We start from the raw sequence: 21,881 nt of genomic DNA on the forward strand, positions 1-21,881 counted from the left end.
GCCGAAAATTTCCCCTAACAGAGAGCCATGTTCGGAATCGAGATCATAGATGCAGGCCTGATGCCTGCGATGTTCGTGGCGCTGCTGGCGGGGTTTCTCTCGTTCCTCAGCCCCTGCGTGTTGCCCATTGTGCCGCCGTACCTGGCCTATATGAGCGGGGTCTCGTTGGGCGATCTGAACTCTGGCGGCAAGGGGCGCTCAGCGCTGGGTCCGGCGTTCTTCTTCGTTCTGGGCCTGTCGACGGTCTTCCTGTTCCTCGGCTTTACCGCGTCGGCGATCGGCTCGGTGTTTCTGGCCTATCAGAACTGGTTCAACACCATCGCAGGCGTCGTCGTGATGATTTTCGGCGCGCATTTCGTGGGGGTCTACCGGATCAAGTTCCTGGACCGCGAGGCGCGCCTGGATGCCGGTGATCGCGGTGGCAGCGCGTTTGGTGCCTACATCCTGGGGCTGGCCTTTGCGTTCGGGTGGACGCCCTGCATTGGCCCGCAGCTGGGCGCGATCCTGTCGCTGGCCGCCTCTGAGGCGTCGATCAGCCGGGGCACCATCCTGCTGGCCGTCTATGCGGCGGGCCTGGGCATTCCTTTCCTGCTGGTCGCCGCGTTCCTGCCGCGTCTGGGCGGGCTGATGGGCTGGATGAAACGCCACATGGAGCAGATCGAGCGCGTCATGGGGCTGCTGCTGTGGACCATCGGCTTGCTGATGCTGACCGGCGGCTTCTCGACATTCTCCTACTGGCTGCTGGAGCATTTCCCCGCGCTGGCCAGCCTCGGTTAAGTCTTACTTCGGTCGGAAAGCTGCGCTAGCGTGCCTCCAAGAGGGTGAGATGAGCGCAGTCGAGCAACAACAGGTCCGCAAACGCCGGGTGTTCTACATCCCCGGCTATGACCCGTTTCACCCGCGTCGCTATCGAGAATTGTACCGCAAGGAAAGCGCCGCGCAGGCGCAGATCTCGGGCTATGATATTGCGCTGAAACCCAAAACCGCGCCAGGGCCCTATGGCTGGCACGTCTCGGCCCGGATGGATGGGCGGGACGTCGAGGCTGATGTCGAGGTGCTGGTCTGGTCTGACATCGTGCGCGACAGCATGGATCAGGGGATCTTGGCGACCTACGGGCAGTTGGTGCGTACGGCGTGGATGTACATCGGCTCGGGCGCGTTATGGCGGCTGATGCGGCTGCGCAAAGGGCCGGTGATCGCGGCGCTCTACCCAGTGGTGTTTCTGCTGGTGCAGCTGGCCCTCGCGCTTGGGGTTGCGGGGCTGATCGGCTGGGCTCTGGCGCTGCTGCATCCCGCGTTGTCGCTGTTGGGGCTGGCGGCCGTGCCCCCGATCCTGATGTGGTTCCGCCGTCAGGACAGCAAGTTCTTTGCCTATTACCTGATGCACGACTATGCCTATTCCGCCCGGACCGGCGGGGCCATCGCCCCCGAACTGGCCGAGCGTCTGGCGCAGTTTACCCAAACGATCCGGGCCGCGCTGGACACGGATGCGGACGAGGTTCTGGTCGTCGGTCACAGCTCGGGCGCGCATCTGGCGGTGTCAATCCTGGCGCAGCTGCTGCGCGAGGGGCGCACGATTGGCCCCGAGTTGAACCTGCTGACGCTGGGCCAGGTGGTGCCGATGGTGTCGTTCCTGCCCGACGCCTGGCAGCTGCGCGCCGATCTGGCCTATCTGTCCGAGCGTTCCCAGATCGCCTGGGTGGACGTGACGGCCCCCGGCGATGGCTGTGCCTTTGCGCTGTGCGATCCGGTTGCGGTCTCGGGCGTGGCGGGGCCGACCAAACGCTGGCCGCTGGTCTTTTCTGCCGCCTTCAGCCAGACGCTGCGCCCCGAGACGTGGAACCGCCTGAAACGCCGCTATTTCCGCCTGCATTTTCAGTACCTCTGCGCCTTTGACCAGCCCCGCGACTATGATTATTTCCAGATCACCGCCGGCCCGCTGACCCTGCGCGCGCGCTATGACGGCCGCGCCGCGTCCAAGTCGCGCATTGATTACGCCGTCTCGAAATACGTATCGGTTGCACCATGAGTTGCCCGATGCCCCCCAAGCCGCCCGCGCGGGCCGACAAGGTCTCGCTCTGGCGGTATTTGCAGCTGTTCCGCCGCGATATCCTGTCGGCGCAGCCCGCGCGGCTGTACCGGGCCTGGATGGCCGAGTTTCGCACGCCGTTTTTCCGATCGTATCTGTGCAATCAGCCCGAGCTGGTGAACCTGGTCCTGCGCGACCGCCCCGACGACTTCCCCAAGTCCGACCGCATCCGCGAGGGGCTAACACCATTGCTGGGCAACTCGGTTTTCGTCACCAACGGCGAGACGTGGAAGCGGCAGCGGCGGATCATTGATCCGGCCTTCGAAGGGGGGCGTCTGCGCGAGGTGTTTCCCGCGATGTGGGACGCCGCGTGTGCGGCGGTCGCGCGGTTGCGGCCCTTGGCGGACGGCCAACCGATTGAAATCGAAGCGCAAACCAGTCACGCGGCGGCGGACGTGATCTTTCGCACGCTATTCTCGATTCCTATCGAACATCAGGTCGCCACGCAGGTGTTTGCTGAATTCCGAGAGCATCAGCGCGCGCAGCCGGTCGTAAATCTGGGCGCCTTGCTGCCCCTGCCGAAATGGTTCCCGCGCTTTCACAATCGTCGTACGAAAGCCACGGCGCGCAAGATCAGGGGGCTGATCACGCAACTGACCGCCGAACGGATGACCGCGATCCGGGCAGGGACGGCCCCGGATGACCTGGCGACCAAGATCATGACCACGGCCGATCCGCAGAACGGGGCGCGGTTCGACACGGATGAGATGGTTGATCAGGTTGCCATCTTCTTCCTCGCCGGCCATGAAACCAGCGCCTCGGCGCTGGCCTGGGCGCTGTATCTGCTGGCGCTTTATCCCGAGTGGCAAGAGCGGGTCGCGGCAGAGGCGCAGGAGGTAATCGACCCCGAAACCATCTACTTTTCGACGGTCTCGAAACTGACCCTGTCGCGCAATGTGTTCCGCGAGACGCTGCGCCTTTATCCCCCCGTCCCCATGATGGTGCGCGAGGCGACGCAGGCCGAGACGTTCCGGGGGCGGACGGTGCCAAAGGGCAGCCAGATCGTGCTCAGCCCGTGGCACCTGCATCGGCATGAGCGGCTGTGGGATCGGCCGGATGAGTTCGATCCGACCCGTTTCAAGACCGAAAACGGCAAGACCTGCCTGCGGAACGCCTATATCCCGTTCTCGGCCGGGCAACGAGTCTGCACGGGTGCGGCGTTCGCGATGATCGAGGGGCCGCTGATCCTGTCGATGCTGGTGCGCGCCTATCGGTTCGAACTGGTGCAGGACCGCCCCGCCATGCCGGTCGCACATCTGACGGTGCGCGGTAAGGATGGCATTTGGCTGGCAGTCACACCGCGTTAACGCGCGCGGTAGTGGCGCAGCACGAACAGGCGGATCGCCGTCGCAAGACCGGTTTCCAGATCGCGGGTGGCGTCGATCTCGGCAGCCAGTACGTTGATGGGTTTGTCCTGAAGCTCGGCGATTTCGCGGAATGCCTGCCAGAATTCATCCTCCAGCGACACGCTGGTACGGTGCCCCTTGAGGGTGAGCGAGCGTTTGACAGGCCGGGTGCTCATTCGCGCTTCTTGCCGTCCAGATCGCGGTCGGCTTTCTCGGCGCGGGCGCGGTCCAGATCCTTTTGCGCTTTGGTACGCCCGAATTTGACCGCGTTTTCGTCAGCGCGGGCCTTTTTCTCGGCCCGCGCTTTGTCTTTTCGAAACCGGTTCAGGTTGACCGGTTCAGTCATCAGCCTTTCGGGCCGATCATGTCTTCGGGGCGCACGACGGCATCAAACGTTGCCTCGTCCACAAAGCCGAGGGCGATCGCCTCTTCCTTCAGGGTGGTGCCGTTCTTGTGCGCGGTCTTGGCGACCTTGGTGGCGTTGTCGTAGCCGATGGTCGGGGCCAGCGCGGTCACCAGCATCAGCGATTCCTGCATCAGCTTCTGGATACGCGGCTTGTTGGCCTCGATGCCCAGCAGCATACGCTCGGTGAAGCTGTCGGCCACGTCGCCCAGCAGCTGCATGGATTGCAGCAGGTTGTAGGCCATCATCGGGTTGTAGACGTTCAGTTCAAAGTGACCCTGCGAGCCGGCGAACTTGATCGCGGCGTCGTTGCCCATGACGTGAGCGGCGACCTGGGTCATCGCTTCGGCCTGAGTCGGGTTCACCTTGCCCGGCATGATCGACGAGCCCGGCTCGTTTTCCGGCAGGATCAGTTCGCCCAGACCCGAACGCGGGCCCGAGCCCAGGAAACGGATGTCGTTGGCGATCTTGTACATCGCACCCGCTGCGGTCGCCAGCGCGCCCGACATGAAAACCATCGCGTCATGGGCGGCCAGGGCCTCGAACTTGTTGGGGGCGGTGACAAAGGGCAGGTCGGTGATTTCAGCCATGTTGGCAGCGACGGTTTCGCCCCAGCCCAGATCGGTGTTCAGGCCGGTGCCGACGGCGGTGCCGCCTTGTGCCAGCTCGTAGATGCCGGGCAGGGCCATTTCCACGCGGGCGATTGCCTGACGGATCTGGTGTGCGTAGCCCGAGAATTCCTGGCCCAGCGTCAGCGGGGTGGCGTCCTGGGTGTGGGTCCGGCCGATCTTGATGATGTCCTTGAATTCGTTCGATTTTTGCTCCAGCCCGGCCAGCAGCTTGCGCAGGCCCGGCAGCAGAACGTCGCGCGTGGTCATCGCGGCGGCCACATGCATCGCGGTCGGGAAGGTGTCGTTCGAGGACTGACCCATGTTCACGTGATCATTCGGGTGCACCGGCTTTTTCGAGCCGATCACGCCGCCCAGGATCTCGATGGCGCGGTTCGAGATCACCTCGTTCGCGTTCATGTTCGACTGGGTGCCCGAACCGGTCTGCCAGACGACCAGCGGGAAGTTGTCGTCGAACTTGCCTTCGATCACTTCGCCGGCGGCCTGGATCATCGCATCGGCCAGTGTCGCGTCCAGCTTGCCCGAGGCCTTGTTGGCCATGGCGCAGGCCTTCTTGATCACGCCCAGGGCGCGAACGATGGCGACCGGCTGCTTTTCCCAGCCAATCGGGAAGTTCATGATCGAGCGCTGGGTCTGTGCGCCCCAGTACTTGTCGGTGGGGACTTCCAGCGGGCCAAAGCTGTCGGTTTCGGTACGAGTTTGAGTCATAGGTCAGCCTCCTGAAGGGAATTGCCGCCTACATACCGAAACCAGCAGGAAATTCAATGTTGCATACGATGGAATACAAGTGTGCGGGCGGGCGGCAAATTGGCCCATACCGTGCGTATTTTGCGACGCTGACGCGCGGGGGGTATGACGCGCAGGGCGCGGCCGAGAACCGGCCCGATTTCGATGATCGGACCCTGACCCTGTTCCAGTCCTTCGGTCGGGTGGCGCATCATATGGCCCAGAACTACAGCAAAATCAGTCGTCATGTTGGCCTTCCCTTCAAGTGTTGAAAGGGGGCGCGCCAGAGCTGTGTTTCAGCCGCGTGAAGGGTCGGATGGATCAGCGATTACTTGCGGAACTTGTCCAGGCTGACGACCTCGGCATCGTGGTGCGGGGCGGGATCGTCGTTCGGTGGGGTGGGATCCTCGTCATCCTCCGCCTCGGCCGATTCGAAGCGCAGGCCGAATTCCACCGACGGATCGACGAAGGTCTTGATCGCGTCATAGGGGATGTACAGCGGTTCAGGCTGGTCGCCGAAATTCAGCGTGACGTAGAAGCCGTCATCCGTGACCTCAAGGTTTTCGTACCAGTGCTGCATCACCACGGTCATCTCGGTCGGATAACGCTGCTTGAGCCAATCGGCCAGTTGTGCCTCGGGGTGAGTGGTGTCGAAGGTGATGAAGAAATGGTGCGCACCCGGCAAACCGTGTTGGGCGACACCCTCCAGCACTTGCTGGATCAGGCCACGCATGGCGCGGTGCATCAGTCTGCCATAATCGATGGATTTCGACATCAGGGGTTCCTTGAAAGTCCGGTTCCAGAGCATAGGGGATTCGGAACAAAACGAAAGAGGACCCGGAGATTTTTTCCGCGCCCCATTTCGTTTTGCGACCGGACGTCAGGAAATGCGCCTTACCCGATTGACTGGCCCGACAGGCACAGCGCGATCGTGTTTTCCGGCAGCATCCCGATCTGTTCGAAAAATCCAACAAAATCAAAGTTGTTGTAGGCCTCGACGATGCGCCCGTCGCGGAAACGGCAGAACACCATCGCCGAAACCTGAACCGGTTTCCGCTCGATCAGGCTTTCGGCCTGCATCGTCATCAGACCGGCGATCCAGTCGTCTTGTTCGACCAGTTTGTCGATGCGCACCTTGGGCGGCGTGATGATTTCCTGCATGGTGGCGACCAGGAATTTGAACTCTTCCCCGCCCATTTCCATGTCGGGCACGATCCCGCGGGCCTGGGTGTCGGGGACGAACAATTCATCGATGGCGGAAACATCGCCTTGTTCCCAAACTCGGGAAAACCATTCACGCATGATGTCGGTATTGGACATGGCAAACCTCGCTCTGCACGTTGTGGGGCGAAGCTAGGTCAATCTGCTGAACAAAGTGTGAACGACTACGGGATTTCCACGATGGGGGGAAAGTGCAGGTTTCTGTTGCCAGGTACCTGCGAACCCCGCCTTACGCTGCTAGGCGCAAGGACTTAGATTTCGGTAACTCCGACTGCTTACGCAGCCATTGCGACCGGAGCACGATTGTCGTTTGCAATTGTACTTTTCGGACCGATAACGGTGGTACCTCACCGGGACAAAGCTACATCTTTACGCGTTCGTCGATCCTGTTTCGGCCCCATGATCCTCAAACGAAGGATTTTGGTGGAGCCGCCGGGTACCGCCCCCGGGTCCGATCCGTTTATTACATGCGCGTTTATGCCCATAGTCCCGAAGGACAACCCAGATATAGTGCGGCGCGCGACGGAATTAAAGCCCTCACTTCGTGGGTTTGCACAGGATCGGATAGCTGAGGCGGACCGGGCGGCGCGATACGTGTCGGCGCGGATTGTAGCAGGTGATCTGGCCTTCGCCCTTGACCCAGAACCGGTTCGGATCGCGCGGGGCGGTGTGGCCCTGATCGGTCTCGTGCACCTCGAAATGCAGGTGCAGGATGCCCGCCGCCAAGATGCCCGAGTTGCCAAGCCCGCCGATCTGCTGGCCGCGCTTCACGCGATCGCCTTTGGACACCAGCCGGGTGTCAAGGTGCTTGTACACCGTTTGCAGGGGCAGGCCGTTGGGGCCCGCCTTGTGCTGGATCACCACGCGGTTGCCGTAGGACGGTTCCCTGAACGAGGCCAGAACCACGCCATCGGCTGCCGCCAGAACGGGCACGCCGCGCGCCTCGTAGATGTCGATGCCGGGATGTTCGCCGCCACCTTCGCGGCCACGATCCCTGCGCGGTGGGCGATACTGCTGGATGACCGAAGGGGCGTTGGCCGGAATGCTGACCGGAATCGGATGCTCGACCGAGTAGTGATAGTGCGCGGATTGCCCGTAACTGCCCAACTGACAACCGGTCAGCGCCAGCAGGCTGAGCATGTAGACGAGGCGCATCCGGTTCTCCTTCCCTACGGGAAGGGTAGGCGGCGCGTCAGGCCCTGTCCATCACTTCGCGCGGCGGCGGGCAGCGATTTCGTGGGCGATTTTCAGGGTATACGCCTCCAGATCGGCCAGCAGGGCCTCGATCTGGGCGGGATTGCGGGCCTCCAGCGCGTCAGTGATGGCGGTGTGCAGCGCCACGATCCGTTCGCGCGAGCGTTCGGAAAAGGTGATCATGTTCATCAGGGGCTGCATCGCCTCGACCGCGCCGGCCAGTTGATAGGACAGCACCGGGTTGCCCGCACCATCCACCAAGGCCCGGTGAAAGGTCACGTCCGAGGCGCAGAACGCTTCGTCCGACAGGCCGGGTTGCGATTGGCGGTGGATCTCGGCGCGCATCGTGGCCAGTTGGTCACCGGTCCGGCGCTTTGCGGACAACGGCGCACAGGCGCGCTCCATCGCGTAGCGCGCCTCGCAGGCGACGTCGAAACTGACCTCGTTCATCGACAATAGCAGGGTCGATGTGGTGATCTGCTGACCGTATGCCTCCTCGAACGACAGCCGGTTCACAAAGGCCCCGCCGGTGGCCCCGCGCTGGGTGCGGATCAGCGATTGCGCGGCCAGCCGTTTCAGCGCCTCGCGGACCGTGGGGCGTGACACCTGGAACTGGTCGGCCAGCTCGGCCTCGGAGGGCAGGCGGGCATCGACGATCAACTCGCCGCTGACAATGGCGTCTCGGATCGCGCTGGCGATCTGGGCGGAAAGGTCGGCGGTGCTGTTCGGGTCGATTTTCATTTGTCTGACATTTGTGCTTGGCAGAGCCGTTTGATTTTGTCAGACATTTACGGGCGGGGCGGGGCACAACACAAGGCCCGAGTCGATTTCCCACGGGATGACAGGGCCAAAACCTGTGCTAGCCTGCGGGTCAAAGGCCGCCCGAACGGAGCACCGTGATGATGACACCCGACTACTGCCGGATGATGGCGCGTTACAATGCCTGGCAGAACAAGCAGATGAAGGCCGCGCTGGAGGCGCTGGATCACGAGACGCTGACGCAGGATCGCGGGGCGTTCTTTGGCTCGATCCTGAAAACGGCCAATCACATCCTGTGGGGCGATTTGATCTGGATGGCCAAGTTCGACGGGGGCGAGCCGCCCTCGGGCGGTATTCCGGGCAGCGTGGATCTGAACCCGACCCTGGCCGCCTGGAGCGCGGATCGTTTTCGCACGGATGCCCGGATTCTGAACTGGGCGCGGCGTGTTCAGACGGTCGAACTGCTGGGCGAGATGCGATGGTACTCGGGCGCGATGGGAACGAACGTCGCGGTGCCGACGCCGCAATGCGTGACCCATTTCTTTAACCACCAGACCCACCATCGCGGCCAGATCCACGCCATGGTGACCGCAGCGGGCGGTACCGGCTGGAACACCGATCTGGTCTTTATGCCAAAAGACGGCCCATGGCTGTAACGAGCTGAAAATACAGCGCTTTCACGCGCGGGAGAGAGGAGAAAACACATGTTCAACGCATTGGTCGTGACCAAGGATGACGAGGGCAAGACCCACGCCGCCGTGCAACAACTCAGCGAGGCAGACCTGCCGCAGGCCGAGGTGACGGTGGCGGTCGAATACTCGACGGTCAACTACAAGGACGGGCTGTGCATCGGGCCGGGCGGCGGGCTGGTGCGCAAGTACCCGCACGTACCGGGGATCGACTTTGCCGGCACGGTCGAAAGCTCGGACGATCCGCGCTACAAGCCCGGCGACAAGGTCGTGCTGACCGGCTGGCGCGTGGGCGAGGCGCATTGGGGCGGTTACTCGCAAAAGGCGCGGGTGCTGGCCGACTGGCTGGTGCCGCTGCCCGAGGGGCTGAGCACGCGTCAGGCGATGGCGGTCGGCACCGCTGGATTTACCGCGATGCTGTGCGTCATGGCGCTGGAAGATCACGGGCTGAAACCGGGTCACGGGCCGGTTCTGGTGACGGGTGCTGCGGGTGGTGTGGGCTCGGTCGCCACCGCCATTCTGGCCAATCTGGGGCATGAGGTTGCCGCCGTCACGGGCCGTCCGGATACCGAAGGATACCTGCGCTCCTTGGGTGCCACGCAGATCGTTCCGCGCGAGGAACTTACTGAAATCACACGCAAACCTCTGGAATCCGAAACCTGGTCTGGCTGCGTCGATGCGGTCGGGGGGGCGATGCTGGGGCGCGTGCTGAAGCAGATGAAATACGGCTGCTCGGTCGCCGCTGTCGGTCTGGCAGGCGGTGCCGCGATCGAGGGCGCGCTGATCACGCCGTTCATTCTGCGGGGCGTGAATTTGCTGGGGATCGACTCGGTCATGCGGCCCTATGCGGATCGTGTGCGGGCCTGGGAACGCATCGCCAAGGACCTGCCGATGGACAAGCTGGAGGCGATGGTCCATCCCGCCACCCTGTCGGATCTGCCGGGGCTGGGGCGCGACATCCTGAAGGGCCAGGTCAAGGGCCGCGTCGTCGTCGACGTCAACGCCTGATCGGACTGGAACAGACGGGGCCGGGGCGCTAGCCTTGGCCCCGAATCCGAGTCAGAAAGGTGCCGCATGGCCTATGATCCCAACAACATCTTCGCCAAGATCCTGCGCGGGGAAATCCCCTGTGAAAAGCTTTACGAAGACGACGAAACCTTTGTTTTCATGGACATTATGCCTCGTGCGGATGGCCATTGCCTGGTGATCCCCAAGACGCCCTGCCGCAACATGCTGGACGCCTCTGATGCCCAACTGGCCGCCTGCCTGCGCACCGTGCGCAAGATGGGCCATGCGGTGATGAAAGGGCTGGGCGCCGAGGGCGTCACGGTCCAGCAATTCAACGAGGCCGTTGGCGGACAAGAGGTGTTCCACCTGCATTACCACATCCTGCCGCGCCATGACGGCGTGCGCCTGCGTCCCCCCGGAAAGATGGAAGATCAGGCCGTCATCAAAGAGATCGCGGCCAAGATCCGCGCCGGTCTGGACGGCTGAGTCACGTCTGATTAACCGCCCGAATTGTAGGAAAACGCGCCGTTTTCGTACGATTCGAAACGCCCCCTGTGACGGCGCCTGAAAGGAGCCACCATGAGCCTTGATCTGGACTATGTCCGCGCGCAGTTTCCGGCGTTTCAGGAGCCGTCCTTGAAGAAGCAGGCGTTCTTTGAAAACGCGGGTGGGTCCTACACCTGCGCGCCGGTGATCGACCGGCTGAACCGCTACTACCACCAGCGCAAGGTGCAGCCCTATGCGCCCTACGAGGCCAGCCGGCTGGCGGGCGAGGAGATGGACGAGGCGCGCGCGCGGCTGGCGGGCTATCTGGGGGTCGAGGCGGACGAGGTCAGCTTTGGCCCCTCGACCACGCAGAACACCTATGTGCTGGCGCAGGCGTTCCGGCAGTGGATGCAGCCGGGCGAGGCAATCATCGTCACCAACCAGGATCACGAGGCGAATACCGGCCCGTGGCGGCGGCTGGCCGATACGGGGATCGAGGTGCGCGAATGGCGCATCGACCCCGAGACCGGGCATCTGGACACGGACCGGCTGGCCGATCTGCTGGACGACAAGGTGCGGCTGGTGTGCTTTCCGCATTGCTCGAACGTGGTGGGGGAAATCAACCCGGTGCCGCAGATCACCGCGATGGCCCATGCGGCGGGGGCGTTTGTGTGCGTCGATGGCGTGTCCTACGCGCCGCACGGGCTGCCGGATGTGGGGATGCTGGGGGCGGATATCTACCTGTTCTCGGCCTACAAGACCTATGGCCCGCATCAGGGCATCATGGTGATCCGGCGTGGTCTGGGGATGCAGCTGCCCAATCAGGCGCATTATTTCAACGGCGAGGTGCTGTACAAGCGGTTCACCCCGGCGGGGCCGGATCATGCTCAGGTCGCTGCCAGCGCGGGCATGGCGGATTATTTCGACGATCTGGCGGCGCATCACGGCATCAAGGGCGGGCAGGCGGTGCATGACCTGATGCGCGCGCATGAGATCGCGCTGCTGCAGCCGCTGCTGGATTATGTCTCGGAGAAGAACTCGGTCCGGTTGCTGGGGCCGTCGGATGCGCGGCGGCGGGCACCGACCGTGGCGCTGGAGGTCGGCCGTGCGGCCGAACCACTGGCGGCCAAGCTGGCGAAACACGGGATCATGGCGGGGGGCGGCAACTTCTATGCGGTGCGCGCCTTGCAGGGCATGGGCGTGGACCCCGATCAGGGCGTGCTGCGGCTGAGCTTCGTGCACTACACCCGCCCCGACGAGGTGGCCAAGCTGATCCAGGCGCTGGACGCGGTTTTGTGATCCAACCGGGCGGACGGGGCGTAGTGGGGGTATGACGAACGCTCCGACCCTTTTGTGGCTGCGCCGCGATCTGCGGCTGACCGATCACCCGGCGCTGTGCGCCGCCGTGGCGCGTGGCGGGCCTGTTATTCCTGTCTTTGTCCGGGACGAGTTGGTCGACGGTCTGGGCACGGCCCCCGCTTGGCGGCTGGGTCTGGGGCTGGAGGTGCTGGCGCGCGCGCTGGAGGGCGTGGGCAGCCGGTTGATCCTGCGCTCGGGCGATGCGTTGGCGGTGCTGCAGGGGCTGATCGCCGAGACGGGCGCGCGGGCGGTGATGTGGTCGCGCTGCTATGATCCGGCGTACATGGAGCGTGACGCCGCCGTCAAGAAAACACTGAAAGAGCAGGGGGTTGCAGCGCAAAGCTACAGCGGCCAGCTGCTGTTCGAGCCGCAGACGGTTGAGACCAAGACGGGCGGGTTTTACCGCGTCTACACGCCGTTTTGGAACGCGGTGCGGGGTCGGTCGGTGCCGGTGCCTCTGGCCGCGCCGATGCATGTGCCGGGGCCGCAGGTTTGGCCCAGCTCCGAGGCGCTGAGCGACTGGCGACTGGGCGCCGGGATGCGCCGGGGGGTCGATGTCGTGCGCCCACATCTGCTGTTGGGCGAGGCCGCGGCGCAGAAACGGTTGGCGGAGTTCGTGGACGGCCCCATCGCGCAGTACAAGGCGCGCAGGGATTTCCCGGCCGAGGCGGCGACCTCGGGCCTGTCGGAACCGCTGGCGCTGGGGGAAATCAGCCCCGCGCAGGTCTGGCATGCGGGCTGGCGCGCGATGCAAGAGGGGGCGGCAGGGGCCGAGACCTTCCTCAAAGAGGTGGTCTGGCGCGAGTTCGCCTATCACCTGGCCTATCACACGCCCCACATGCTGACCCGCAACTGGCGGCAGGAATGGGACGCTTTTCCCTGGCAAACCGACCCCGAACACCCGCATGTCATCGCGTGGAAACAGGGGCGGACGGGGATCCGCTTTGTCGATGCGGCGATGCGCGAGATGTACGTGACGGGGCGGATGCACAACCGGGCGCGGATGATCGTCGGCTCGTACCTGACCAAGCACCTGCTGACGGATTGGCGCATCGGGCAGGCGTGGTTCGCCGACTGCCTGACGGACTGGGACCCGGCGGCCAATGCGATGGGGTGGCAATGGGTGGCGGGATCTGGCCCCGATGCAGCGCCGTATTTCCGCGTGTTCAACCCGGTGACGCAGCTGGAGAAGTTCGACCCCAAGGGCGCGTACACCCGCCGCTGGCTGGCCGAGGGGCAGACAAACCCGCCGCAAACCGCGCTGGATTGGTTCCGCGCGGTGCCGCTCAGCTGGGGTTTGACGGCGCAGGATCGCTATCCCGCGCCCATCGTCAGTGCCGAGGACGGGCGCAAACGGGCGCTACATGCCTATGAAAACCGGGGATTTTAACGGGTTATTAACGATTTTCTTGCCCGAAACCCGATTTCTTGTCAGCCTGTCAGGGACCAACCGCTACGGGAGGCGCGGATGATCCTGACTGAGACGCAAGGCCAGACAGACTTGCCCCGATATTTCCCGGCCGTGTTCCAACTGGCCAAGGGGATCAAGCGCGGGCGGCTGGATTTCGTGATGCCCGACGGGCGGACCTTTCGCGTCGAGGCACCGACCCCCGGCCCGGTGGCCGCGCTGGTGGTGCACAACCCCGAAACCTTTACCCGGCTGATCCGCGAGGGCGATCTGGGCTTTTGTGACGCCTATCTGGACGGCTGGTGGAGCAGCCCGGACTTGCAGGCGTTCCTGGACTTCCTGCATGCCGAGAATGACGAGCTTTACGACGGTTTCCCCGGAATGTTCCTGGTGCGCGCCTATGAACGGCTGCGGCACTGGATGAACCGGAACTCGAAAGCGCAGGCCAAGAAGAACATCAGCTATCACTACGATCTGGGGAACGACTTCTACGGGCTGTGGCTGGACGACACGATGACCTATTCCAGCGCGCTGTTCCTGACAGGGCAGGAAAGCACGGAGCAAGCGCAGACCCAGAAATATGCTCAATTGGTGGACCTGATGGGCGTGCAGCCGGGCGACCACGTGCTGGAGATCGGCTGCGGCTGGGGCGGGTTCGCGGAATACGCCGCGCGCGAACGCGGGCTGCGGGTCACGGGGCTGACGATCAGCAGGGAGCAGTTGAGTTATGCCTTGGAGCGCATTGAAAAGGCTGGGCTTTCCGACCGTGTGACGCTGAAGCTGCAGGATTATCGCGACGAGGCGGCGCAATATGACGGCATCGCCAGCATCGAGATGTTCGAGGCCGTGGGCGAGAAATACTGGCCCACCTATTTCAACAAGGTGCACGACTGTCTGAAGCCCGGAAAATCGGCTGCGTTGCAAATCATCACGCTTCAAGAAAAGCGTTTTGAAACATATCGTAAGGGCGTGGACTTCATCCAGAAATACATCTTTCCGGGGGGCATGTTGCCGTCGCGCTCGGCGCTGCTGGAGCAGATCGACAAGGCGGGGCTGGAGTTCCAGACCTCGGTCGAGTTCGGGCAAAGCTACAGCCAGACGCTGCGGCGCTGGCACGACACGTTCAACGCCCGCTGGGACGAGGTGCAGGCGCTGGGGTTCGACGAGCGGTTCCGCCGCATGTGGAATTTCTACCTGACCTCTTGTGCCGGCTCGTTCGAGTGGCGAAACTGCGACGTGACTCAGATCACGATGAAAAGGCCCGCCTGACCGATGATGCCCACCGCCGCACGGCTGATTGCCGCCCTTGTTCTGGCCGCCACAGCCTGGCTGGTTTCGCAGACGATCAAGCCGCACCTGCCCGAGGGCACGATTTTCGGATGGTTCGACTATGTGAACGTGGTGCTGGGGCTGCTGGTGGGCTGGATCACGGTCGGCAGCCGCTCGGGTCGGGGGATGCCGGCGGCGGTTGGCAACGGGCTGACCGGGGCGTTCCTGCTGGTGTTCTGGGCGATCTTCCTGCAAGCCAGCAACGAGATGCTGCGCCAGTCGCTGCGGCGACACTACAAGGGCCCGGTCGAGGCGTTGCTGGACATTGGCGATCTGAGCATCGGCTACGCCAAGCTGGTGCTGAACCCGGATGTTCTGGTGCCGCTGCTGGTGGGGGCCGTACTGGCCGGGATACTGGCCGAAATTGCAGGACGCCATTGGCGCTGAACGGATACTGACATGACAACCTTGTTCTTTTACGGCACGCTGCGGCATCTGCCGCTGCTGGAAACCGTCCTTGGCCGCAGCGATGCCTGCCGCCTGACCCCGGCGCAGCTGCCGGATTGGCAGGCTTATTGGGTCAAGGGGCAGGGCTATCCCTTCCTGACCAAGGCCCCCGGTGAGGTTGCCGAGGGGTTGCTGGCCGAGGGGCTGAGCGCCGAGGACGTGGCGCGGCTGGACTATTACGAGGGTGGGTTCGGCTATGCGCTGACGCCGGTCACGGTGCAAACGGCGGAGGGGCCGAAAACCGCGCAAATCTGGCTGACCGCCGAGGACCGCTTCGAGCGCGGCGCCCCGTTCGATCTGGACGCGTGGGAAACCCGCCGGGCGGCGATCAACATGCGCGCGGCCGAGGAAATGATGAGCCATTTCGGCCGTAAATCCGCCGAGGAGGTCGCGCGGTTGTACCCGATGATCGAAATGCGGGCCTACTCGCGCCTGCTGGGCCAGTCCGAGCCGGTGCCGGACGCCCCCGGCGGGCTGACGCGGGACGATGTGGACAGCGAGACCGTCGCCCAGCCTTACGTCGACTATTTCGCGGTCGAGGCGCACCGCCTGCGGTTCCGGCAGTTCGACGGGCAGATGGGGCCGGCGGTCAATCTGGCCTCGTTCGTGGCGACGGATGCGGCGCTGGTGCTGCCTTATGATCCGCATCGCGACCGGGTGATGCTGTTGGAGCAGTTCCGCATGGGCCCTTACGTGCGCGGCGACCGGGTGCCGTGGCAGATGGAGCCGATCGCGGGCCGCATTGATGCGGGCGAAACCCCCGAACAGACCGCCTATCGCGAGGCCGAGGAAGAGGCAGGGCTAACCCTGACCGGCCTGCGCCCGATCGTGCGCGGCTATCCGACGCCGGGATGCAGCAACGAGTATTTCCACATCTACCTGGGCCTGGCCGATCTGCCCGATGGCGCGGACGGGGTTGGGGGGCTGGACACGGAATCGGAAAACATCCGCAGCCATGTCCTGAGCTTTGACGCGGCGATGGGAATGCTGGACCGGGGCGAAATCCGCGTGATCCCGCTGGTCACGGCGCTGCTATGGCTGGCGCGACACCGCGAACATCTGCGCGCGGGTGCTTGAGTTCCGGGGGCTTGCGCCCTAGACCTAGGGGGAACCGGAAAGGAAACGGAAATGCGTATCGCTCATGATCTGGCCGAGGCCATCGGCAACACCCCTCTGATCCGCCTGAAAAAGGCCAGCGAAATGACCGGCTGCGAGATCCTGGGCAAGGCCGAATTCATGAACCCCGGCCAGTCGGTCAAGGACCGAGCGGCGCTGTATATCATCCGCGATGCGGTGGCCAAGGGGCTGCTGAAACCGGGCGGCACGATCGTCGAGGGCACGGCGGGTAACACCGGGATCGGGCTGGCGCTGGTGGGGGCCTCGATGGGGTTCCGCACGGTGATCGTGATCCCCGAAACGCAGAGCCAGGAAAAAAAGGACATGCTGCGTCTGGCGGGCGCGCAACTGATCGAGGTGCCGGCCGCACCCTATAAGAATCCGAATAATTATGTCCGCTACTCGGGCCGTCTGGCCGAAGAGCTTGCTAAAACCGAACCCAATGGCGCGATCTGGGCCAACCAGTTCGACAACGTCGCCAACCGCCGTGCGCATGTGGAAACCACTGGCCCCGAGATCTGGGAACAGACCGGCGGCAAGGTGGATGGCTTCATCTGCGCGGTCGGCTCGGGTGGCACGCTGGCCGGTGTGGCCGAGGCGCTGCAGCCCAAGGGCGTGAAGATCGGCCTGGCCGACCCCGAGGGCGCGGGCCTGTTCCAGATCTACACCGGGCAGGAAAACCCCGGCAACTCGATCACCGAGGGCATCGGGCAGGGGCGCATCACCGCCAACCTCGAAGGCTTCACCCCCGATTTCGCCTATCGCGTCGATGATGCCGAGGCGCTGCCGGTGGTGTTCGACCTGATGTCCGACGAAGGGCTGTGCCTGGGCGGGTCGTCCGCCGTGAACGTCGCGGGCGCGATCCGCATGGCCAAGGACATGGGGCCGGGGCACACCATCGTGACCGTGCTGTGCGATTACGGCACGCGCTACCAGTCCAAGCTGTACAACCCTGAATTCCTGCAGGCCAAGGGGCTGCCGGTGCCCGCATGGCTGGTGGCCGACGCGCCCGCCGTGCCGACGGTTTTCCAAGACTGAGGCCGCCCATGACACGTATCGTTCTTTGGCTGTGGGTGGCGTTGGCTTCCTGGGCGCTGGCTCCGGCTGGGCCGGTTCTGGCGCAGGACGTGCCGCTGAGCCAGGACGCCGGCACCCAATCGACGCTGGATTACGAGGCCTGGCAGGCCACTGCCACGCGGGCCGAAGCGGCGTTGGAGGCGGGGCGAGCCTCGAATTCCGCGCTTGAGACGCTGCGCTCGGATCTGGCGGTCTGGCGGGACAAGTTCCTGGCGGCGCAGAACACCAACAAGGCGCGGATCACCACGCTGCAATCGCAGCTGACCGCCCTGGGCCCGGTGCCCGAAGGTGGTGAATCCGAGGATATCTCGGCCCGCCGTGCCGATCTGATGGCGCAGCTGACCCGGCTGCAGGCCCCGGTTCTGGCCGCTGAGGAGGCGCACACCCGCGCCACCGGCCTGATCGCCGAGATCGACCGCATTTTCCGCGAACGTCAGGCCGAGGAGCTGGTCTCGCTTGGGCCGTCGCCGCTGAACCCGGTGCATTGGACCCCCTCGCTGGAAGAGGTGTTGGGAACGTTCCACGACCTGTGGCGCGAAACCTATGCCAACTGGAACAACGAGGTCCGTCAGGCCGAGTTTGAACAGGCGGCGCCGGTCTCGGCCGGGTTGCTGCTGCTGGGGCTGATCCTGCTGCTGCGCGGTCGGCGCTGGTTCAACACGCTGGGCCTGCGTGCGCGTAAACTGTCGAAACGCGGCGGCGATGTCTGGGGCTTCCTGGTGTCGCTGGGCAAGGTGGTCACGCCGTTCATCGGGCTGATGGTCATCATGCAGGCGATCATCCAGACCGGGTTCATCGGTCTGCGTGGCTCGACCGTGTTGAATTATCTGCCGGCCTGGGGCCTGTCGATCCTGGTCATCCGCTGGCTGGCCGACCGCCTGTTCCCCGAGGGCGACGGCCCCGCGCCGGTGCCTGTGGAACCCGCCCGCCGGGCCGAGGCGCGCGGCTATGCCACGCTGCTGGCGATCCTGGTGGTGATCAGCGCGGCGATTGACGTGCTGGGCTCGGTCGGGAATTTCACGCCCGAGGCCGAGGCGGTAATCGGCTTTCCGGTGGTCTGTCTGACCGGGCTGGTGCTGTTCCGGCTGGGGCAGTTCATCTCGGCCCAGATCAGCCTGACCGAAGAGGCGGAAACCGGCGGTCTGACCTATCGCAACCGGATCATCCGGGCGCTGCACCGGCTGGCGCAGGTCGTCGCCGTGGTTGGCCCGCTGATGTGGGCGGTGGGCTATCGCAACGCGGCGGACGCCATCGTTTATCCCACCGTGCTGACCTTTGCCTTGCTGGGCTTTGTCGCGGTGCTGCGCAAGCTGGTGAATGACGTCTACACACTGGTCACCCGCAACGAGGACAGCACCCAAGAGGCGCTGTGGCCGGTGCTGATCGGCTTTGTTCTGGCGCTGGCGGCGATGCCGGTGCTGGCGCTGGTCTGGGGCGTGCGCGTGGCCGAGCTGACCGAGCTGTGGACCAAGTTCCGGGTCGGGTTCTCGATCGGGGATACGCGGATTTCGCCCACGGATTTCATGGTCTTCGTGCTGGTTTTCGCGCTTGGCTACATGGCGACGCGGATCATTCAGGGGACGATGCGCAGCTCGATCCTGCCCAAGACGCGGATCGATGTGGGCGGGCAGAACGCGATCGTCTCGGGGCTGGGTTATGTCGGGATTTTCCTGTCGGCACTGGTGGCGATCACCAGCGCGGGGCTGGACCTGAGCTCGATCGCCATTGTCGCCGGTGCGCTGTCGGTGGGCATCGGTTTCGGGCTTCAGAATATCGTGTCGAACTTCGTGTCGGGCATCATCCTGCTGATCGAGCGTCCGGTGTCCGAAGGCGACTGGATCGAGGTTGGCGGCAAGATGGGCTATGTGCGCAACATCTCGGTGCGTTCGACCCGGATCGAGACCTTTGACCGCACGGATGTGATCGTGCCCAACGCCGATCTGGTCAGCGGGACGGTGACGAACTACACCCGCGGCAACACCATCGGGCGGGTCATCGTGCCGGTGGGCGTGGCCTATGGCACCGATACGGCGCGGGTGGACAAGATACTGCGCGAGATCGCCGAGGCGCATCCGATGGTGCTGCTGAACCCGTTGCCCAGCGTGTATTTTACCGGCTTCGGTGCGGATTCGCTGAACTTTGAAATCCGCGCCATCCTGCGCGACATCAACTGGTCGATGGCGGTGAAATCCGAGATCAACCACCAGATCGCCAAACGATTTGCGGATGAGAAGATCGAGATTCCCTTTGCCCAGCGGGACATCTGGCTGCGCAACCCCGAGGCGCTGCGCCCGCAGGCATCCGCTCCGGCCGAGCCGCTGCCGCCCAACGCGCAGGACGCCCCCGAAGGAGACGACGCATGACCGAGCTGCTGTTTCGTGACGACGCCTATCTGCGCAAGGTCCCGGCAACGGTGGTGGCGCTGACCGATCAGGGCGTGGTGCTGGACCGGACGGTGTTCTACGCCACCGGCGGCGGACAGCCCGGGGATTCAGGCGTGCTGCGCTGGGACGGGGGCGAGGCCCGCATCGTGACCGCCGAGAAGGGGGAGAACGGTGCCGTGGTGCTGGTGCCCGCAGAGGGCAGCGCGCTGCCCGAGATCGGCGCCTCGGTCGAGCAGGAGCTGGACTGGGAACGGCGCCATCGCCTGATGCGGGTGCACACGGCGCTGCACCTGTTGTCGGTGGTGATCCCTCTGCCGGTCAGCGGCGGGGCGATTGGCGAAGAGAAGGGCCGGCTGGATTTCGACATGCCCGAAGCCCCCGAGGACAAGCAGGCGCTGGAAGACGCGCTGAACGCGTTGATCGCGCGGGATTTGCCGGTGACCGAGGACTGGATCACCGACGAGGAACTGGCCGCCAATCCGGGGCTGGTGAAAACGATGTCGGTGATGCCTCCGATGGGGCAGGGCCGGGTGCGTCTGGTGCGGATCGGGCAGGGCGACGACCAGGTCGATTTGCAGCCCTGCGGCGGCACGCATGTCGCGCGGACCGGAGAGATCGGCCGCGTCACCCTGGGCAAGATCGAGAAAAAGGGCCGTCAGAACCGCCGCGTGAGCCTGTTGCTGGCGGAGTGAGCCCGGACGCGTCGCGGCCTGTGGCGGCGGCGGGATGTGAGTATTTAGGATCAGAAAGAAGCAGGGGCCGGGTTATTCGGCGGGTTCGGGCGTGTCTTCAGGCTCGGGGAGGCCTTGGCGCGAGAGCAGGATCGCGATGGGGCGAAGGGCAGGGACCTGCGAGCACACGATCAGCATCGCCACCATGATCGGCACCGACAGGAACATGCCGGGAATGCCCCAGACCGCGCCCCAAAAGGCCAGGCTGATGATGATCCCGAACGAGGACAGGCGCAGCGCGCGGCCCATCAGCATCGGGTCGATCACGCTGCCGTTGGTGAACTGGATCAGCGTCACGATGATCAGCACCGCCAGGGTCGAGCCCGGGTCCGAGGTTTGCACGAAGGTGACCAGCGCCATCAGCACGGTGGCGACGATGGAGCCGACATTGGGGATGTAGTTGAGCACGAAGGTCAGGATGCCCAAAGCGCCCGCCAGATCGAGGTTGAAGATCTTGGCAACGCCGAAGGCCATCACGCCGGTGATCGCGCTGACGCCGGTTTTCACCAGCAGGTAATAGTTCACCCGGTGGATGATGGTGCTGATGATGCGGCTGACATGCTGGGCCTGGGCGGTGTCGCCGCCGAAGAAGTTTTCCAGTTTGGTGGCGAACCAGATCCTCTCGGCGAACAGGAAGCCGACGAAGAGGATCACCAGCACCGTGGCCGACATCAGGTTGCCGGCTTGACCGGCAGCGGTGCGCAGGTAGCCGGCGACCTCGATCGAGCGGACGGAGTTGTAGACCGAGGTCTGCACATCCTCGCCCAGCCATTTGAACATCGCCGCGATCGCCGAGGGTGCGCTTTCGGCATAGGCGACGGTGGTAGCCAGCACGGTATTGACCTGGCTGAGGATGATCGAGGTCAGCGTCAGCAGTGCCGCCGAGATCAGCAGCAGGGCCATCAGCGAGGCCAGGAAATTCGGGATGCGGATCGGGCCGATCCTGAGCCGCGCGATGAAGTTGATCGCGTCCGAGGTCAGCGAGAACAGCACGATGGCCGTGGCCAGAGAGATCAGCAAAAACCGCGCCTGCACCAGCAGGAACAACACCACCGCGAACGCAATGATCACCAGCGCCCCGGTCTGGATGCGCTGCAGATCGTTTCGTGCCCCCGCGCCCGGCAGTTGTCTGGGTTGCGGCGGACGGCGAAGGAATTTGTTCATCTTGTCGGTCATGTCCGGGGTCTGATTTTCCAACCGATTATGGGCCTTTGCCCGCGCCGTGACAACAGGCGCACTGCATCCCGACAATGGGTTGAACAGGGCTTGCATTCCACAGGGCGCTGCGATTAGAAGGGCCGAACGGACAGTTGGCCGAGTGGTCGAAGGCGCACGCCTGGAAAGTGTGTAGGCGGGGAACCGTCTCGAGGGTTCGAATCCCTCACTGTCCGCCACTTGCACATCGCAAACCCGAGATGAGGTCCCTGACGGGGCCTTTTTTCTTTTTGTTTCAAAGGGGTTTAGCGGAGCAATCCGACTT

General features: G+C 64.2%; 23 protein-coding genes, 1 tRNA gene and 1 other RNA gene. 16 read left to right on the forward strand and 9 right to left on the reverse strand.

Annotated features, from left to right (window positions below):
* The first annotated feature begins 27 nt into the window (after window positions 1-27).
* From E7681_RS12555 to E7681_RS12565, 3 genes are read left to right on the forward strand one after another with little or no spacing between them, the layout of a single operon-like run.
* On the forward strand, window positions 28-777 hold the full coding sequence (locus E7681_RS12555; RefSeq protein WP_136339647.1) for a cytochrome c biogenesis CcdA family protein: 750 nt from the start codon (window positions 28-30) through the stop codon (window positions 775-777).
* A 49-nt stretch (window positions 778-826) separates the two neighbouring features.
* Window positions 827-2,029 carry a hypothetical protein gene (locus E7681_RS12560; RefSeq protein ID WP_136339648.1) on the forward strand — a complete coding sequence of 401 codons (1,203 nt, stop codon included), beginning with the start codon at window positions 827-829 and terminating at the stop codon, window positions 2,027-2,029.
* Between the two features lie 8 nt (window positions 2,030-2,037).
* Window positions 2,038-3,396, forward strand: a complete 1,359-nt coding sequence (locus E7681_RS12565; protein ID WP_136339649.1) for a cytochrome P450 — start codon at window positions 2,038-2,040, stop codon at window positions 3,394-3,396.
* On the opposite strand, the gene E7681_RS12570 is transcribed toward E7681_RS12565, so the two are convergent.
* The 3 genes from E7681_RS12570 to fumC are packed head-to-tail and all read right to left on the reverse strand — an operon-like array spanning window position 3,393 to window position 5,175.
* Window positions 3,393-3,611 (reverse strand): ribbon-helix-helix domain-containing protein, encoded by a 219-nt coding sequence (locus E7681_RS12570; RefSeq protein ID WP_136339650.1) that lies wholly within the window; start codon window positions 3,609-3,611, stop codon window positions 3,393-3,395. The genes E7681_RS12565 and E7681_RS12570 overlap by 4 nt on opposite strands.
* Window positions 3,608-3,781, reverse strand: a complete 174-nt coding sequence (locus tag E7681_RS12575) for a DUF4169 family protein (RefSeq protein WP_136339651.1) — start codon at window positions 3,779-3,781, stop codon at window positions 3,608-3,610. The genes E7681_RS12570 and E7681_RS12575 overlap by 4 nt, the downstream gene beginning before the upstream one ends.
* A complete protein-coding gene (gene fumC / locus E7681_RS12580; protein WP_136339652.1) occupies window positions 3,781-5,175 on the reverse strand; it encodes a class II fumarate hydratase in 1,395 nt (464 codons plus the stop codon). Before fumC ends, E7681_RS12575 begins: the two co-directional genes overlap by 1 nt.
* A 56-nt stretch (window positions 5,176-5,231) precedes the next feature.
* Here fumC and E7681_RS12585 point away from each other — a divergent pair, with 56 nt between their 5' ends.
* The gene (locus E7681_RS12585; RefSeq protein WP_136339653.1) at window positions 5,232-5,465 is read left to right on the forward strand and encodes a hypothetical protein; all 234 of its coding nucleotides are present in this window, start codon (window positions 5,232-5,234) and stop codon (window positions 5,463-5,465) included.
* A gap of 56 nt (window positions 5,466-5,521) precedes the next feature.
* Here the strand turns inward: E7681_RS12585 and E7681_RS12590 are convergent, their stop codons facing one another.
* From E7681_RS12590 to E7681_RS12610, 5 genes are all read right to left on the reverse strand, one after another.
* Window positions 5,522-5,968, reverse strand: a complete 447-nt coding sequence (locus E7681_RS12590; protein ID WP_136339654.1) for an SspB family protein — start codon at window positions 5,966-5,968, stop codon at window positions 5,522-5,524.
* Window positions 5,969-6,087: 119 nt separating this feature from the next.
* Window positions 6,088-6,513 (reverse strand): ester cyclase, encoded by a 426-nt coding sequence (locus E7681_RS12595; protein ID WP_136339655.1) that lies wholly within the window; start codon window positions 6,511-6,513, stop codon window positions 6,088-6,090.
* 91 nt (window positions 6,514-6,604) lie between these two features.
* Window positions 6,605-6,951, reverse strand: a transfer-messenger RNA (tmRNA) gene (ssrA, locus tag E7681_RS12600).
* Window positions 6,952-7,569: a M23 family metallopeptidase gene (locus tag E7681_RS12605; RefSeq protein WP_136339656.1), complete on the reverse strand. Its 618-nt coding sequence runs from the start codon at window positions 7,567-7,569 to the stop codon at window positions 6,952-6,954.
* Between the two features lie 51 nt (window positions 7,570-7,620).
* On the reverse strand, window positions 7,621-8,349 hold the full coding sequence (locus tag E7681_RS12610; protein ID WP_136339657.1) for a FadR/GntR family transcriptional regulator: 729 nt from the start codon (window positions 8,347-8,349) through the stop codon (window positions 7,621-7,623).
* Window positions 8,350-8,507: 158 nt separating this feature from the next.
* Here E7681_RS12610 and E7681_RS12615 point away from each other — a divergent pair, with 158 nt between their 5' ends.
* The 11 genes from E7681_RS12615 (at window position 8,508) to E7681_RS12665 (ending at window position 20,362) form a co-directional block, all read left to right on the forward strand.
* Window positions 8,508-9,023, forward strand: a complete 516-nt coding sequence (locus tag E7681_RS12615) for a DinB family protein (protein ID WP_136339658.1) — start codon at window positions 8,508-8,510, stop codon at window positions 9,021-9,023.
* Between the two features lie 48 nt (window positions 9,024-9,071).
* Window positions 9,072-10,064: an acryloyl-CoA reductase gene (gene acuI / locus E7681_RS12620; RefSeq protein WP_136339659.1), complete on the forward strand. Its 993-nt coding sequence runs from the start codon at window positions 9,072-9,074 to the stop codon at window positions 10,062-10,064.
* 66 nt (window positions 10,065-10,130) lie between these two features.
* Window positions 10,131-10,550: an HIT family protein gene (locus tag E7681_RS12625; RefSeq protein ID WP_136339660.1), complete on the forward strand. Its 420-nt coding sequence runs from the start codon at window positions 10,131-10,133 to the stop codon at window positions 10,548-10,550.
* Between the two features lie 93 nt (window positions 10,551-10,643).
* Window positions 10,644-11,849: an aminotransferase class V-fold PLP-dependent enzyme gene (locus E7681_RS12630; protein WP_136339661.1), complete on the forward strand. Its 1,206-nt coding sequence runs from the start codon at window positions 10,644-10,646 to the stop codon at window positions 11,847-11,849.
* A gap of 31 nt (window positions 11,850-11,880) precedes the next feature.
* On the forward strand, window positions 11,881-13,299 hold the full coding sequence (locus E7681_RS12635; RefSeq protein ID WP_136339662.1) for a cryptochrome/photolyase family protein: 1,419 nt from the start codon (window positions 11,881-11,883) through the stop codon (window positions 13,297-13,299).
* A gap of 78 nt (window positions 13,300-13,377) precedes the next feature.
* The gene (locus E7681_RS12640) at window positions 13,378-14,586 is read left to right on the forward strand and encodes an SAM-dependent methyltransferase (RefSeq protein ID WP_136339663.1); all 1,209 of its coding nucleotides are present in this window, start codon (window positions 13,378-13,380) and stop codon (window positions 14,584-14,586) included.
* A gap of 6 nt (window positions 14,587-14,592) precedes the next feature.
* Complete coding sequence (locus E7681_RS12645; protein ID WP_136339687.1) at window positions 14,593-15,033, forward strand: TrgA family protein; 441 nt, start codon at window positions 14,593-14,595, stop codon at window positions 15,031-15,033.
* A gap of 12 nt (window positions 15,034-15,045) precedes the next feature.
* Window positions 15,046-16,170, forward strand: coding sequence for a gamma-glutamylcyclotransferase (locus E7681_RS12650; RefSeq protein ID WP_136339664.1), 1,125 nt, complete (start codon window positions 15,046-15,048; stop codon window positions 16,168-16,170).
* 51 nt (window positions 16,171-16,221) lie between these two features.
* Window positions 16,222-17,247 (forward strand): cysteine synthase A, encoded by a 1,026-nt coding sequence (locus tag E7681_RS12655; protein ID WP_136339665.1) that lies wholly within the window; start codon window positions 16,222-16,224, stop codon window positions 17,245-17,247.
* Between the two features lie 8 nt (window positions 17,248-17,255).
* Complete coding sequence (locus E7681_RS12660) at window positions 17,256-19,649, forward strand: DUF3772 domain-containing protein (protein WP_168733202.1); 2,394 nt, start codon at window positions 17,256-17,258, stop codon at window positions 19,647-19,649.
* Window positions 19,646-20,362 carry an alanyl-tRNA editing protein gene (locus E7681_RS12665; RefSeq protein ID WP_136339667.1) on the forward strand — a complete coding sequence of 239 codons (717 nt, stop codon included), beginning with the start codon at window positions 19,646-19,648 and terminating at the stop codon, window positions 20,360-20,362. The genes E7681_RS12660 and E7681_RS12665 overlap by 4 nt, the downstream gene beginning before the upstream one ends.
* Before the next feature lie 72 nt (window positions 20,363-20,434).
* Here the strand turns inward: E7681_RS12665 and E7681_RS12670 are convergent, their stop codons facing one another.
* On the reverse strand, window positions 20,435-21,577 hold the full coding sequence (locus tag E7681_RS12670; RefSeq protein ID WP_136339668.1) for an AI-2E family transporter: 1,143 nt from the start codon (window positions 21,575-21,577) through the stop codon (window positions 20,435-20,437).
* Between the two features lie 128 nt (window positions 21,578-21,705).
* On the opposite strand from E7681_RS12670, the gene E7681_RS12675 reads away from it, so the two are divergent.
* Window positions 21,706-21,795: transfer RNA gene (locus E7681_RS12675), tRNA-Ser, on the forward strand.
* Window positions 21,796-21,881: the final 86 nt, after the last annotated feature.

This window comes from Thalassobius vesicularis (assembly GCF_004799325.1).
GTDB lineage: Bacteria > Pseudomonadota > Alphaproteobacteria > Rhodobacterales > Rhodobacteraceae > Thalassobius > Thalassobius vesicularis.

Excerpts from the sequence above, each read along its gene's own strand:
- fumC (WP_136339652.1), bottom strand. The coding sequence starts at position 5,175 with ATGACTCAAACTCGTACCGAAACCGACAGCTTTGGCCCGCTGGAAGTC.
- E7681_RS12575 (WP_136339651.1), bottom strand. The coding sequence starts at position 3,781 with ATGACTGAACCGGTCAACCTGAACCGGTTTCGAAAAGACAAAGCGCGG.
- E7681_RS12630 (WP_136339661.1), top strand. The coding sequence starts at position 10,644 with ATGAGCCTTGATCTGGACTATGTCCGCGCGCAGTTTCCGGCGTTTCAG.
- E7681_RS12645 (WP_136339687.1), top strand. The coding sequence starts at position 14,593 with ATGCCCACCGCCGCACGGCTGATTGCCGCCCTTGTTCTGGCCGCCACA.
- E7681_RS12670 (WP_136339668.1), bottom strand. The coding sequence starts at position 21,577 with ATGACCGACAAGATGAACAAATTCCTTCGCCGTCCGCCGCAACCCAGA.
- E7681_RS12660 (WP_168733202.1), top strand. The coding sequence starts at position 17,256 with ATGACACGTATCGTTCTTTGGCTGTGGGTGGCGTTGGCTTCCTGGGCG.
- E7681_RS12565 (WP_136339649.1), top strand. The coding sequence starts at position 2,038 with ATGCCCCCCAAGCCGCCCGCGCGGGCCGACAAGGTCTCGCTCTGGCGG.
- E7681_RS12560 (WP_136339648.1), top strand. The coding sequence starts at position 827 with ATGAGCGCAGTCGAGCAACAACAGGTCCGCAAACGCCGGGTGTTCTAC.
- E7681_RS12610 (WP_136339657.1), bottom strand. The coding sequence starts at position 8,349 with ATGAAAATCGACCCGAACAGCACCGCCGACCTTTCCGCCCAGATCGCC.
- E7681_RS12665 (WP_136339667.1), top strand. The coding sequence starts at position 19,646 with ATGACCGAGCTGCTGTTTCGTGACGACGCCTATCTGCGCAAGGTCCCG.
- E7681_RS12640 (WP_136339663.1), top strand. The coding sequence starts at position 13,378 with ATGATCCTGACTGAGACGCAAGGCCAGACAGACTTGCCCCGATATTTC.
- E7681_RS12615 (WP_136339658.1), top strand. The coding sequence starts at position 8,508 with ATGATGACACCCGACTACTGCCGGATGATGGCGCGTTACAATGCCTGG.
- E7681_RS12585 (WP_136339653.1), top strand. The coding sequence starts at position 5,232 with ATGTTGCATACGATGGAATACAAGTGTGCGGGCGGGCGGCAAATTGGC.
- E7681_RS12625 (WP_136339660.1), top strand. The coding sequence starts at position 10,131 with ATGGCCTATGATCCCAACAACATCTTCGCCAAGATCCTGCGCGGGGAA.
- E7681_RS12605 (WP_136339656.1), bottom strand. The coding sequence starts at position 7,569 with ATGCGCCTCGTCTACATGCTCAGCCTGCTGGCGCTGACCGGTTGTCAG.
- E7681_RS12650 (WP_136339664.1), top strand. The coding sequence starts at position 15,046 with ATGACAACCTTGTTCTTTTACGGCACGCTGCGGCATCTGCCGCTGCTG.
- E7681_RS12570 (WP_136339650.1), bottom strand. The coding sequence starts at position 3,611 with ATGAGCACCCGGCCTGTCAAACGCTCGCTCACCCTCAAGGGGCACCGT.
- acuI (WP_136339659.1), top strand. The coding sequence starts at position 9,072 with ATGTTCAACGCATTGGTCGTGACCAAGGATGACGAGGGCAAGACCCAC.
- E7681_RS12655 (WP_136339665.1), top strand. The coding sequence starts at position 16,222 with ATGCGTATCGCTCATGATCTGGCCGAGGCCATCGGCAACACCCCTCTG.
- E7681_RS12635 (WP_136339662.1), top strand. The coding sequence starts at position 11,881 with ATGACGAACGCTCCGACCCTTTTGTGGCTGCGCCGCGATCTGCGGCTG.
- E7681_RS12590 (WP_136339654.1), bottom strand. The coding sequence starts at position 5,968 with ATGTCGAAATCCATCGATTATGGCAGACTGATGCACCGCGCCATGCGT.
- E7681_RS12555 (WP_136339647.1), top strand. The coding sequence starts at position 28 with ATGTTCGGAATCGAGATCATAGATGCAGGCCTGATGCCTGCGATGTTC.
- E7681_RS12595 (WP_136339655.1), bottom strand. The coding sequence starts at position 6,513 with ATGTCCAATACCGACATCATGCGTGAATGGTTTTCCCGAGTTTGGGAA.